The 14,263-nt window shown below is 35.2% G+C and carries 10 protein-coding genes and 1 pseudogene; 2 read left to right on the top strand and 9 right to left on the bottom strand.

Features of this window, described 5'->3' with window-relative positions; translation table 11 throughout:
* The first annotated feature begins 128 nt into the window (after positions 1 to 128).
* The gene (locus RCH13_RS05615; protein WP_326986250.1) at positions 129 to 1,049 is read left to right on the top strand and encodes an NmrA family NAD(P)-binding protein; all 921 of its coding nucleotides are present in this window, start codon (positions 129 to 131) and stop codon (positions 1,047 to 1,049) included.
* Between the two features lie 280 nt (positions 1,050 to 1,329).
* Here the strand turns inward: RCH13_RS05615 and RCH13_RS05610 are convergent.
* Positions 1,330 to 1,995: pseudogene (locus RCH13_RS05610) on the bottom strand (IS91 family transposase); the annotation flags it as partial.
* 580 nt (positions 1,996 to 2,575) lie between these two features.
* On the opposite strand from RCH13_RS05610, the gene RCH13_RS05605 reads away from it, so the two are divergent.
* Positions 2,576 to 3,559: a zinc metalloprotease gene (locus RCH13_RS05605; protein ID WP_326986249.1), complete on the top strand. Its 984-nt coding sequence runs from the start codon at positions 2,576 to 2,578 to the stop codon at positions 3,557 to 3,559.
* 207 nt (positions 3,560 to 3,766) lie between these two features.
* Here RCH13_RS05605 and RCH13_RS05600 read toward each other — a convergent pair whose 3' ends face one another.
* The 8 genes from RCH13_RS05600 to RCH13_RS05565 form a co-directional block, all read right to left on the bottom strand.
* Positions 3,767 to 4,816, bottom strand: a complete 1,050-nt coding sequence (locus RCH13_RS05600) for an NAD(P)/FAD-dependent oxidoreductase (RefSeq protein WP_326986248.1) — start codon at positions 4,814 to 4,816, stop codon at positions 3,767 to 3,769.
* Between the two features lie 75 nt (positions 4,817 to 4,891).
* Positions 4,892 to 5,770 (bottom strand): type IX secretion system ring protein PorN/GldN, encoded by an 879-nt coding sequence (porN, locus tag RCH13_RS05595; protein WP_326986270.1) that lies wholly within the window; start codon positions 5,768 to 5,770, stop codon positions 4,892 to 4,894.
* Positions 5,771 to 5,985: 215 nt separating this feature from the next.
* Positions 5,986 to 7,557, bottom strand: coding sequence for a type IX secretion system motor protein PorM/GldM (gene porM / locus RCH13_RS05590; protein ID WP_326986247.1), 1,572 nt, complete (start codon positions 7,555 to 7,557; stop codon positions 5,986 to 5,988).
* Between the two features lie 51 nt (positions 7,558 to 7,608).
* Positions 7,609 to 8,295, bottom strand: a complete 687-nt coding sequence (gene porL, locus RCH13_RS05585) for a type IX secretion system motor protein PorL/GldL (RefSeq protein ID WP_326986246.1) — start codon at positions 8,293 to 8,295, stop codon at positions 7,609 to 7,611.
* Between the two features lie 50 nt (positions 8,296 to 8,345).
* A complete protein-coding gene (gene porK, locus RCH13_RS05580; protein WP_326986245.1) occupies positions 8,346 to 9,761 on the bottom strand; it encodes a type IX secretion system lipoprotein PorK/GldK in 1,416 nt (471 codons plus the stop codon).
* Between the two features lie 108 nt (positions 9,762 to 9,869).
* A complete protein-coding gene (glmS, locus tag RCH13_RS05575; protein ID WP_326986244.1) occupies positions 9,870 to 11,723 on the bottom strand; it encodes a glutamine--fructose-6-phosphate transaminase (isomerizing) in 1,854 nt (617 codons plus the stop codon).
* Between the two features lie 19 nt (positions 11,724 to 11,742).
* Positions 11,743 to 13,287, bottom strand: a complete 1,545-nt coding sequence (locus tag RCH13_RS05570; RefSeq protein ID WP_326986243.1) for a DUF4270 family protein — start codon at positions 13,285 to 13,287, stop codon at positions 11,743 to 11,745.
* A 15-nt stretch (positions 13,288 to 13,302) separates the two neighbouring features.
* Entirely contained in the window at positions 13,303 to 14,073 is a 771-nt protein-coding gene (locus RCH13_RS05565) for a glycogen/starch synthase (RefSeq protein ID WP_326986242.1), read from the bottom strand.
* Positions 14,074 to 14,263 lie beyond the last annotated feature (190 nt).

Raw genomic sequence — 14,263 nt, 5'->3', positions numbered from 1 at the left:
GGTTTAGTGGTTAAATGAGGCTTTTCCGCTAAGGCGGAACAAGTCGTGCTTCGTATCAAGTTCAGTGGTGGCAGACAGTTTTGAGCTTCGAAATCGCCAACTTCTTTTGGCTGCAATCGTTATAGGCAATGCTAACAGACGACCGTGAAACGACAAATAAAACGACCTTTTCTGACAATAATAATATGACAAAAATTTTAATTACAGGGGCGACAGGAAATGTGGGAATTGAAGTACTATCTGCTTTAAAAAAACTTGACCATCAACTCGAAATTTATGCGGGTGTTAGAGACACAGAATTTGGCAATGAGAAACTCTCAAACTTTAACATCAAGACTATCAAATTTGACTTTATGAATATTGAGACATTTTTGACTGCATTAAAAGACGTTGACGTGCTTTTTTTGCTCCGACCACCACAAATTTCAGACGTTAAAAAATATTTTGCACCACTCATTGAAACTGCAAAGAAATCTTCTGTAAAGCACATTGTCTTTTTATCTGTACAAGGTGTTGAGAATAGTAAAATTATACCACATCATAAAATAGAAAAATTAATTGTTGACAGTAGAATCCCATATACATTTTTACGCCCTGCCTATTTTATGCAAAATTTCACTACGACTTTACGCAATGACTTAGTGAATAATCATAGCATTTATTTGCCAGCAGGACAAGCAAAATTCACAGTAATAGATGCAGAAGATATTGGTTCTGTGGCAGCAAAAGTATTAATCGAACCGCAAAACCATATCAATAAAAGTTATGAATTAACCAATAATGAAACCTTGACATTTGCTGAAATGGCTGAAAAAATCAGTAACGGAATTGGGAAAACTATAAAATTTATTTCGCCTAATTTGTTGCAATTCTTTTTGACAAAACGAAAAGAAAATAGGCCGACAATGCTAATTTTAGTGATGATTATGTTGCATTACTTTCCAAGATTTCAGAAGACACCAAAGACAACTGAATGGGTGAAAATTATCACAGGACAAGACCCAAAATCTTTTGACGACTTTGTTCTGACAAATAAAAATCAACTATGATGACAAGAAGTACTGGCTATAATTACTAAGCTTTTCGTTTTGTCTGAAAGACAAGAAATGAAAGCCTGTTGAACCCTTCGGCGGCGCTCAGGATAAACAGCACCTCCGGTAGCTTTTCCTCCAAAGTTGGTAATCTTATGGAGTTATCGATTTTAGAATTTAGGATATCATAGCAGTTTTTTAGTAGGACTGCTTTTTTTGGGAACTGAGGTGAGGTTTTTTTGAAGCACTCACAGGCTTTTTTTGTCTTTCGGAATATAAAATCCCTTACCCACAAAATTTATTTTGCAGACGAGGTATTGAAAACGGCAAGAAAATCCTCGGGCGGTCCACGCTGTCCGAAAAGCGCGATGGTGATTAAGTTTCCTTCCTTGCAACACCGACATTTTTTAAGCAAAGTTTTCAGTTTTACCTCTGTAATCTGGATTTTTAAATCTGATTGTAAAGCCTGTAGTTTTCCCCGTTTCCAGCTGCTGCTTAATATCCCATAATGGCGGATTCGTACAAATCTTCGAGGCAGAATATGAAGACTGAATCGTCTGATAAACTCCACATGGGATAAAGTCATTTCCTTTTTCTGACCCTCTTTGCGATAATCTTTGTAGCCAAAACGAAGTTCATTATCGGTAACTTCTTTGATCCGATGATTACTGATGGCGACTTTGTAGGTATATCTTCCCAAATATTCAATCACCCGTTTCGGTCCACCAAAAGGTCTTTTCGCATAAACGACCCAGTTTTTGGTGAGGAGTTTATCCATTAAATCCTGGTCTTCAATTTCAGAAGCCCTTAATGAAGCGACAAACTTCGCCCGAAAAACCTTGCTCATCGTTTTTACACAGAAGAGATATTTATTGGTTCTAACTTTCTTTTTCCATTTTCCATTTTGATCAATTCCACCACCCGGAACAATGCAATGTAAATGCGGATGAAGGCTTAAATTTTGTTCAATTTTTATCCCCTCTAAAAAATTAAAGCTAGAATTTCCTTCCTGATTTTTTTTGCGCTAAAATCTAGTTAAAATTTTAATTAGCAGAGTTCTATTAAAAACCATCTAAATTGACTCTTACTGAACTATAAATAATTCGACTATTTGCAATTAAAATCTAACTAAAATATTTCCAATTTTTTGCGAATAAGATTCTACAATTTCATTATCAGGTGAGAAAGGAAAAAAAACACGTTCCCGGCATGCTTACAAATACTATTCGCCAACGGGCTATCAGGCAATAGCAACAGATGAAATAAGCACTTTTAGCAAAACCATTTTTTAGAATCGTGTAGGATAGTCAATTACTCAACTCTAAGATTATCAAATTCATTTTATTTTACCTCAAGAAATCGCTACTTAATAAACATAATATTCTATGTTTGAATATTATATCGATTTTGACATATTGTAAAAAACTTACCCTTCTCATTACATCGTTACATTATTCAAAAAATATTTTAAAAAACTTTAACTTTTTTTAAGAACATATTGCCAAAACTTATATATTTGCCACATTAATTTAAAAAAAATATATATGAAAGCCAAAAACCTTTTATCAAGCATTTTTATTTCTTTAGCAATTGTTGGATGTACCAACGAAAGAGAAGTTCCAGTAGAAAATCAAGAAGACTTAATTTCTAACACTTCTAGTACTGGAAAAAGAAGCTGCGCGGCAGATGACGTGTTGAAAGAACAAATAAAAGAAAATCCTTCACTTGCTGCCAAAATGATGGAGATTGAAAATTTTACGCAGCAAAAAATAAATGAAAACTTTACAGGAAGGTTAGTGAATGGCGTTATAGAAATTCCAGTTGTAGTGAACGTTTTGTATAGAACCGCGGCGGAGAATATTTCTGCAGCTCAAATTCAATCGCAAATCGATGTTCTTAACGAGGATTTTAATGCGCAAAATTCTGATTACAATCAAGTACCTACCGTTTTTTCTAACGTTAAAGCTAATATTGGTGTTAGATTTGTGCTCGATAATATTGTAAGAAAATCTACCACAAAAACTTCTTGGGGAACTAGAGATATAATGAAAAGCTCGAAAAGAGGGGGATTAAACCCAACCTCGCCAACCACAAAATTAAATCTATGGGTTTGTACCATTGGTGGTGGTATTTTAGGATACGCACAATTCCCTGGTGGAAGCTCCGCAACTGATGGTGTGGTAATCGATTCCAAATATGTTGGCCTTTCTGGTACAGCAAATTATCCATATAACCTGGGTAGAACAGCTACCCATGAAGTTGGACACTGGATGAACCTTAGACATATTTGGGGAGACAGCACTTGTGGTACTGACTACTGTGCAGATACTCCTACACATGACACTGCTAATTACGGAGCACCAACTTTTCCACATTACAGTACTTGCGTAGGCAGTCCGATAGAAATGACAATGGATTACATGGATTATGTTGATGACAGAGCGATGTTTATGTTTTCTAATGGTCAAAAAGAAAGAATGTTAGCACTTTTCCAACCAGGAGGAGCGCGCTATTCTTTTGGTCAATAAATTATAGTATTCTTAAAATTTATGAAAGGCAGGAATTTATAGTTCCTGCCTTTTTGATGATAAAAACGACCAAGATTTCTCCTGCTCCTAAATGATTCAAATATGATAGATTAACTAATTTATATCTAAGAATAAAAGGCAAAAAAACCAAGCAGAATTACAGATGTATTCGAAAAGGAGTAGTTACAATGGCTTCTAAAATGATTATCAAAATCTAATATGCTTCTTATTTTCAAAACGCTTTAAGTCTACTTCTGGCATTAATTCCTTCCCAAATTCAAGATGATCGAAAAGTTCTCTTGAAAAATAAGCACCATTTAATATTCCACGCGCCCCTAAACCATTAAAGATGTAAAGTTTTTTATGGTCTGGGTGTTGGCCAATAATTGGTCTTCTATCCTTTACGGTGGGGCGAAATCCGTAATTAATTTCTGCAATTTCAAAATTATGTGGATAGAATTCTTGCAATCCTAAAATCAGTTCTTCTCGTTTGAACTCATCGATTTCATTTTCGCGCTCATTTGGATCGTATGTTCCCCCATAATAATAGCTCCCATCGTTTTGGGGAAATAGAAAATGTTTCTTCTTCAAAGTCAATTGGTGAAGCATCGGTTTAGAAAGTTTTACTTTCAGATGATGACCTTTGTTAGGAATCACCTCAATGTCTGAGAAAAAGGGATTTTGCCTTACTCCCATGCCTTCGCAGAAAACTAAATGTTTGAAAGTTATATCTTGATAATTATCTTCTGAAATATTAGAATGAATAAAATCTTCTTCAATCAATGAATCATTGGACTTTAAAAATGATAAAAAATCAGCGAATAAATTCTCCACATCAATTCTTCCGGAAGTTTTTACGGAGCCTGTCCCAAAAAGATTATTGATGATATCTAAAGTTGTAAAATTAGGGTCCAAAAAAGGACTTAGTTCTTCAGTTTTCGTTTTGGATAGCCATAAAGATTTTTCATTTTCATCATGGAAAATTCGATAAATTCTTTCATTGATAAGGTAGTTGTTGCCAAGGTAAATCTGAATTTCAGACATGACCTCAGTCAAAGTTTCAATTTGTTCGGAAGCGAGCCAAAAGGTTGTGAACTTCTTTAGCACTACAGGATTAATGACTCCTGCGGAAACTTGCGAAGCTCCTTTTTTGCCACTAGAAAATAACTTAAATGATTTATTATTTTTTATCAATTGATGAGCAAAAAAAAGTCCAGCATACCCATCTCCAACAATAATGTAATCTACATTTTTCATAATATAAAATTCCCTTTTTTAATAAAAAAAAACCTGAGTAAAAATACTCAGGTTTTGTTATAATTCAGAGTGAAATTAGTAATTCCACATGTCATTTTCCATCTGTAGAATCTGCGCCTTAATATTTTCGCTTTCTTCTAACTGAGCATCTGCATCTCTTGGGATATAGTCTTTGATTACTCCATTTCCTAAACCATTATCTACTTTATAAATTATAGTAGAAAATCTTCGGGAATTTAGTAAGTCATCAAAACTAATATCTGAGGAAAGATTTTTGTTATTAAAAGCAATTGCATTGGCTAAAACTTTTCTCGCATCTGGATAATACACCCAGAATAAATCGATTAATTCATCTCTACCTGCAAGCGGTTGACCATCTGGACCAAATTGTCCCATCGTCGATGGATCCTGACCCATCGCTGCGATACCAAGCAATCTGTATTTCATCTGGCTATCTCTACGGTCAATGTACCACATTCCCTTAATCTTCAAAACTTTCACATTTTCTGTTTTTGTTTCGTAGGTGTTGGTAAATTCTCTTTTCTCGTCTTCTGTTAATTTTCCGGCTTCATTGATACGGTCGATTCCAGCATCACTTAACACTTCATTTTTGATTCTTGCCTGAATTGCATCTGGTTCTAATCTTGTCATGAAAAGTTCATCGTCATAAACTTCTGTAATTCTACCATCATTAATGGCATCAAAAAGTAGTTGATACAAAGATTTATTCTGAGAAACTACTCCATCTTCATTATGATAAAAAGGCTGATTGATCTTATCATTCATATCAATGATTTCCCAAACCACCATACTTTTCAGAATGTCCTTGTCTTCGATAAAGCCATATTTTAGCGGCACAATTTGATTAGAGACCATAGAATCACCCTGCTTGATCATTCCTAGCTCGCGGTACTTTCTGAAAGATTCAGGAGATTTTGCATTTAAGATAGACATAGAATTATTTGGCTCATCTTCTATTTCTCCACCATTTGCATCTTCTACAGGTGCTTCTGCCACAGGAACTTCTTCCACAGGTTTAGTGTTTGTTGTTTGCTTCTTGGTTTGAGCTTCAGCAAAACTGAAACTTAGCGCAAGAACTACCAATATTACCTTTTTCATTATAAATATTTAAACTATTGATGAAATTTCATCTAAAAATAACAACGTTCTTATTGAACGTTTATTATCACGTTACCGATGTTTTTTAATTGTTGGTTACCAAGACCAGTTGCTGTAGCCTGAATATTGAAAACATATGCAATATCACCTGCGCGTAAACCTTTGCTTAAGTTAGCAACTGAGGACATAGAATTTCCACTCACCATCATTGCAGCTTTTCCTGGAGCTTTAAACATAAAACTATTTACTGTAAAACTCACTGGGAAATCGAAATCTGGCATGTCTGCAGAAACTCTTTGATTAGGAATTGAACTTGCTGGCATGGAAACAATATTTTTACCTTGAATTAATCCAATTGGTGGCGGCACATTTTTAATTCTAAATGTAAATGCTTTTGAAATATTTTCCCCTTTCGGTCCTTTACCAGAAATAGTTAAGGTAGTAGATGCTCCAGATCCTGGAGTAACCACCCATGTTCCACCTCCAGTCTTAGAAACTCCAGCACCAGACGCGGATAATGTCGTCTGCGCATTATTTGCTCCTAAAATTGACCCTGAAATTGGATTAGGTAAACCTCTGTACAAAACCTGCATTTTATCTGCAGATAAAAGTGCTCCACTTTCAAAGGCAACTTCTTTCGAACCTGCTACAACATTATATTTATGATTGTAAGGTAATGGAATTACTTTTCCGTTAACATCTGTGAAAGAAATCGTTCCTGCGAATGATTTCTCTCCTAAACTTGAAGTATTTAAATTAGCAACACCTTGTCCATTTGAGATGGTTAAATTAGGCATACTTAATCCTGGAACATTACTAGAATAGTTACCAATCGCAACTTTACCTTGTACTGCTTCACCAAGAACTACTGTTGTCGGTGCAGAAACAATTGCAGAATATGCATCAAATTTAATATCTGCATCTACTTTTTCTTGTAGCATTGTCATTAAGGCGTCAGATTGTAAATTTCTTGCCTCAGACTGCATTACTTCTAAGTTAGACAGTGCAGCAATTAGAGGCTGCCCGTAAAACTTATATTGTAACCAATTTTTATTTTTAATAGTTTCCCCTTTTGGAAACTCCGTAACTAGTGTTGTATTGGCTCTTTCGATTACGGGTTTCATTAAAGCATTTTGCCCGAAAGTACTGCCAATGTACGTTCGCAAAGCTTCTACTTTATTCTTTAAATCTGTAGCAGCTTTTGACGGAGAATTTTCATCGGCTCCCGTGAAAAATAAATTAGAAGAAGGCTCAGTGTTATTAAGTGCTGCGAAGTTATCAGATACGTCAACGCCATCTGTATATTCAGCATCCGTTTTCAATTGCAACTTATATTTCTCAATGGTTGCTACTAAATCGTTTGCCTGTGTTTTTAAACCGCGGTAATTTTCTAAAGGAACACCGTAGGTATCTGGTGAATTAGCAGCTTTTGCTTCTAAAGTTTTTTCGAAAATGTCATCATTTTTCTTCTCTACCAATTTACGTGTATCCGTTAGCGTTTGATTAGTGTCATTATATGACCGGATGATTTCTTGGTCAATTTGCATTGCTAACATCGCAATGAAGACCAGATACATCAGGTTGATCATCTTCTGACGAGGGGTCTGTTTTCCTTGTGCCATTTTTAGTAAATTTTGTTAATAGTTTTAATTTTATTTATAAATGGTAGAAAACTAGGATTTCATAGCGCTTAACATACCGCCATATACTCTATTAAGATTATTTAAGTTAGAAGTTAAACCAGTTAATTCTGCATTGAATTTCTCTGAATGTTCTGCTGATTTTTGCATATCATTCACATATTTCTGCGCATATTCTGATTGCGTTTTACCGTGCTCCAATTGCAAAGCGTACAAAGCATTCATGCTTTCTAAATGGCTTGCCGCTAAAGTTAATTGGTCACTGTATTTTTGTGTAGAACCTGTTAAATCTGCAGTTTGATTAATTTGATCAACTGAGCTAGAAAACTTTTCAATTCCTGTTCTTAATCTTTCAAATAATGAAACATCTAATTTCGCATCTTCTAACATCTGATCTAATTTACCAGAAAGTGAGGTTTCTAATTCTTTCACTTCTTCTGACTGAAAAGCTAAAGAGGAGTGCTGTGGATTAGGAGCTGCATGCGAATCTAATAATTCTGGATAAACATTTTCCCAAGCATAAGATTCTTCTGATTTTGGAGTATCAAATGCAAATATTGTAAAGATTATCGCCTCTGTAATCAAACCAATCGCTAGTGTTACGTTACCAGTTAATGGACCTAGACTCCAGTGTGTTAATTTGAAAAGCGCCCCAATAATTACGATTGCCGCCCCAATAGAATAGATGAAATTATAAATAGCTTCTTTAGATTTAAACATGATGATAGAGTTTTGTTATTAGTTGTTGTTATTTGTTTTGCTTATGCGGACTAGTTGGTTCTTTTCTTGAATTTTGCAGTTCCCTCTGGAATATCCTGCACGGTTCTAAATCCAATATAACTCCGTGCTGAATCTTTTCTTTCATAATCCCGTGCTCCTGTCATTAGTAAATATCCAATATCTTTCCAAGATCCACCACGTACTGATTTACGAGGTTCTTTGTACGCTTGATTCGATAAATAAGGATTAAGTGTAGATGCAAATTCATAAGTAGAGTTGTTGTATGGAGATTCCGTCCATTCAGCAACATTCCCTGCCATATCAAATAATCCAAATCCGTTCTTTTCGAATTGTTTTACTGGAGCAGTATAAGTAAAAGTTCCTTTCTTCTCATCTTCTATATAATTACCACGTTTCGGCTTAAAGTTAGCCAAATAACAACCTCTGTCATCTTGCAAATATGGTCCGCCCCATGGATAAGTGGCATTTTCTTTGCCACCACGAGCTGCATATTCCCACTCTGCTTCAGTTGGTAAACGGAAAGACATTGCCTTCTGTTTTTTCTTTTTTAAAGATTCATTATAATCTGATTTCAATTTTGATTTGAAGTTACAATAAGCCCTTGCTTGATCCCAAGTAACACCAACCACTGGATAGGCCTTGTAAGCACTGTGCCAGAAATATCCATCATACAAAGGTTCATTGTAGGCATAATTAAAATCTTTGATCCAAACAGTAGTATCTGGATAAATCGCGATGCTTTCTTTCTTCAAATATTTCTCACCTCGTGATTTGTCTTTTACTGCACTTTCAATATCCTCCCAATTGTAAGAGTAAAGTAATTTTCTAGAATCTATAATTCTTTCATTATTAATTCTCTCTGCGGGTGGAATATAAACAGACTCTAAAACTTCTGCATATTGCGCGTCTGGATATTCTGACGTTTTCCAACGTAAAGGAACATTCCAGTCTAATTTTTTAGATTCATCATATCCATCTCTACCACCTTGACCTTCTAAAAACTCTTGGTACGCATTTTTATCCTCTCCTGCTTTTTTAGAAAGGAACGCATAATCTCCGATAGCACCGCCATCTCCATCCGTCCCGCCATCTCCGGCTGCATCAGCCAGTAAACGTCTCACTACAGAATCTCGAACGTAATTGATGAAAACACGATACTCAGCATTGGTGATCTCTGTTTCATCCATAAAGAAAGATGATACTGTAACAGTTTTCAAATTTGCTTTTTCAGGGGTATTTGTAAAATCCTGATCAGCCATACCCATTACATAAGAACCAGCAGGAATAGAAACCATTCCATAAGGTCGCTCCGCAACAAACGATTTAGACTTCCCTTTAGGTACAAGTTCTCCCTTTACACCAGGTTTTCCAGCAGTTGAACTGCCCCTTTTGGAACAAGAAATAATAAGCGTGGATGACAATAATATGAGCAATATCCTTTTCATGCTATTTTTAGAAATTAAGCGGTAAATATATAATTATTTAAAAAAACAATTGCGTTTTTTTTTGAAAAACGTGAAATTGCTGCGATTATTTTGTTTTCGCTGATTTTTTTATTCTACAGTAACTGATTTTGCAAGATTTCTGGGCTGATCTACATTTGCGCCCCGGAATACTGCGATATAATAAGCAAGTAACTGCAGGGGAACGGAAGCAATAATTGGAGAGAAACATTCTGACGTTTCTGGGAATTCTATCACATAATCTGCAACAGATGCTACCTGTGTATCTCCCTTGTTTACTAAGGCAATTACTTTTCCTTTTCTCGCTTTAATTTCCTGAACATTACTTACGATTTTATCATAATGCCCTTGTTTTGGAGCTATAATGACAATTGGCATATTTTCATCAATCAGCGCAATTGGTCCATGTTTCATTTCTGCTGCTGGATAACCTTCTGCGTGAATGTAAGAAATTTCTTTCAATTTTAAAGCACCTTCTAAGGCTGCAGGGAAGTTATACCCTCGTCCTAAGTAAAGAAAATTTTGAGCATCTACAAAATTGCGTGCAATTTCTTTAGCGATATCATTTGTGCTTTCTAAAACCTCTTCCACTTTTTTCGGCAATTGGTCAAGCTCTGTAATTAACCTCATAAATTCTTGATTACTCAAGTTTCCATTATGTTTACCAAGTTTTAAGGCGATTAAAGAAAGTATGGTTAATTGTGCCGTAAATGCTTTGGTAGAAGCGACTCCAATTTCTGGTCCAGCATGGGTATAAGACCCTGCATCTGTAATTCTAGCAATGGACGAATCTACTACATTGCAAATACCATAAATAAAAGCACCTCTTTCTTTCGCCAATTTGATGGCAGCCATGGTATCTGCAGTTTCACCAGATTGCGAAATAGCAATTACAATGTCATTCTCATTGATAATAGGATTTCTGTAGCGGAATTCTGAAGCATATTCTACTTCTACTGGAATTCTAGCAAATTCCTCAATTAAATATTCTCCAATTAAACCGGCATGCCAAGAAGTTCCACAGGCAATGATGGTGATTTTTTTAGCTTGATTTAATCTTTCAAGGTTATCCCAAATTCCAGCCATTTTAATAATGCCTTCATCTACGAGCAATCTACCTCTTAAAGTATCATGTATCGATTTTGGTTGTTCAAAAATCTCTTTTAACATGAAATGTTCGTACCCTCCTTTTTCAATCTGTTCTAAACTCAATTTTAGTTCTTGAATTTGAGGTGTAATCTTAACGTTGTCTTTGATATTTCTGATGTCAACACCCTTCTCCAAGGAAATAGTTGCCATGTGACCTTCTTCTAAATAAACGGCATCCTTTGTAAATTCTACAAAAGGCGAAGCATCTGAAGCGATAAAATATTCATTATTTCCAAGTCCAATTGCTAAGGGAGATCCCAATCTTGCCACTACTAACAAGCCTGGAAAATCATCATGCATCACGGTGATTGCATAAGCTCCATAAACCTCATTTAATGCAAACCGAACCGCTTCTGGGAAGTCCGTTTCAGCATCAAGTTCCATAAAATACTGAATTAAATTAACTAAAACTTCCGTGTCAGTTTCTGAATGAAATTCATAACCTTTCTTTGTAAGCATGGTCTTAATGGTATCGTAATTTTCGATAATTCCATTATGAACCAAAGCTATTTTTCCGTTATTAGAAAGATGCGGATGAGAATTCCTATCACTCGGAACACCGTGTGTTGCCCATCTTGTATGCCCCATACCAACATGGGATTTAGCTTTTAAATCTTCAGATATTGCGACTAAATCATCTACTTTACCTTTTGTCTTCGCTATTTTAAATTCTGAATTATTAGAATCTAAAACGATACCTGCACTATCATAACCTCTATATTCAAGTCTTTTGAGTCCATTGATAACTACTTCATAAGCATCCTGAAAACCAGTATATCCTACAATTCCACACATATATATTTAAATTTTTAGGTTATTTTTTACCGTAAGTCAAGAGTAATTTTGCACTGTTCGGATTACCGGGGTCAGTTCCAACAAAAACGGCACGGTAGGGTGTGAAGGATCTGGTATTGAAATTCTGTTGTGTCTTTTCTGTTCCAAAATCTAATCCGTCTAATACATTCGTTGCACCATATGTATAATTACCCACATTGAGAATAAAATCTCTATTCATCTGTTCTTTCTCAATAATTTGTTTGAAAGTGTAGGTAATGCCAATATCATAATACGCTGGATTTTTATTTAAATCATAGGGTTTCACTAAATTGTAGACTCCAGTCGCCGCCAAAATCGTCATATCCTGAAGATAAGTATTTAGATTCTTTTGTTTAACCGTAAAATAATCAGGTTTAGTGTAATTGTTATTCCAAGTAGCAATGTCTGTATAAATTCTAAGTTTTGCGGACACGATACCTATCTTGTCGCTATTATATAGATCTTTTATAGCAGCAATGGTAGCTTGCGGAATTTTTAGTCCCATTCCTGGTCCACCCATTCCCTGTGCATACAATTTAGACGCACCAGTAATTGTATCGGTAATCGGCGTAGCAGAAGGAGTTCCTACTCTATCATAGGTGATCTGATTAAATTTCGTGTTATTTCTCGTTAAGTCTAACGCATAAGTGGCGTTTTCTCTAGTAGTAACGGCACCATCTACTTTATCTTTTTTGTAGTATAAAGTCAACCCTATACCATTTGGATCGAAATTAAAGATATACCCATCATTTTCCACTACTGAGATTCTTAATCCTCTAATGTAGCGTATAAAAGTTGCGGCATCTGCAAGTTCTGGAGCACCACTTTTGGATATAATTTTATTCTGGAAAAATGTGGAATCTAAAGCAATTCTTATCCCTGCTTCTTTTTCGTTAAGCGTACTATTATCACTATCTTTTGTAATTTTAATAGTATTGATGTTTCCATTAAATACTTTTGAACCCAGTAAAGCTCCTGTTGTTACTGTCTTATTGGACCTGATTTCACTTGTTCCCGAAGATAAAAACTCAGTTACTTCATGGACATTTAGATTGAAAATAGTTTTTCCGTTTAATTTGGATTTTCCGTATTTCAAAATAGGATATGTTGTTACAACTTTTTTCGCTGGTACAGCACCAACTTCATAAATATAATTTTCATCCGTAGTTACCGTTGCAGAATCCATTTGATAAGCTGGCTTAATAATCATTACAGCTGAGTCAAGAATGGGATTGGTTCCAAAATTTGGAGCGTTGCTTGATAATCTGACTTGAGTAACATAGGCCGATTTTTGTAAACCAAATTGTGGCTCATTAAAAGCCCCTAAAGTTGCGCTTTGTAAGCGGTCTCTATCTGTACGGATGGTATCACCATTGATAACATTATATGCAATAAGAGGAAATGCTTCCTCTGTTCCCTGAGCACCGTTCTGAAAAAACTGAGACCCTAACTGATCGGAATCGGGTTCACAGGTCCACAAAATTAAACTTCCAATTACCAGTGAAGCGGTAATTTTGAATAATTTTTTAAAATCTTTAATCATTAAAATAGAAATTGTTTAGTATAAAGTATTGATAGAATCTGCGTCTAAGTATTCAGATTTAGTAGTTTTGGTTTCATTAAAACCTTGGTCAAGTTCATCTTGTAGAAACTCATCTCCTTTCACTACTGCATCTACTAAATCCATGCTCTCTATCACAAATTGCTGGAATGTAGGATTTTTAAACGCTTTAAGTCCTGTAATATTGTCAAATTTCAGCTTTTCTTCAATAGCGGGAGTAAAAGTTGCCTCTTCCTCATTGTATAAAGAAAGCACGAGTTTAGAATCGTGGAAATATGAATCGTTTTTGTAATAATTTTTTAAATAAACTGGTATAAATGAAGCCATCCACCCATTAAGGTGTATTACATCTGGAACCCAATTTAATTTTTTGATGGTCTCGATGACGCCTCTTGCGAAGAAAATAGCGCGCTCATCATTATCAACAAAAGAAACTCCACTATCATCTTTGTAGAATTGCTTTCTTTTGAAATACTCTTCATTATCAATAAAATACACCTGTAATCTTTCCCCTGGTAAAGAGGCTACTTTTATGATAAGAGGTTGATCCAGATCATTGATGATAATGTTCATCCCGGAAAGCCGAATCACCTCATGAAGCTGAAATTTTCTTTCGCTGATTTGCCCAAATTTTGGCATAAACACTCGCACATCGTTTCCTCCCTGGTGCATTTTGAGTGCCATTTTATTTACCATTGTCGCCATGTTACTATCTTCCTGGTACGGATAGAGTTCGGTGGTTACGTACAATATTTTCTGGTTTGCCATAAATTCTTTCGTTCTAAATGTTACAGAATATTCTGTGGTGCAAAATTACGAAAATTTAAACTAATAATTTTTATTTAACATAATTTAATACTTATACTTTCTATCGTTCTCTTTTAACAAATTTATTTATTGTTAAGCGACTATTCTTCTTTGCTAAAATTTATTATTTTTACAAGGTAAATTAATAAAC

Origin of the sequence: Chryseobacterium sp. MP_3.2, from assembly GCF_035984805.1 — a bacterium.
Taxonomy (GTDB): Bacteria; Bacteroidota; Bacteroidia; order Flavobacteriales; family Weeksellaceae; genus Kaistella.
This window is presented reverse-complemented; position numbering and strand designations above follow the sequence as displayed.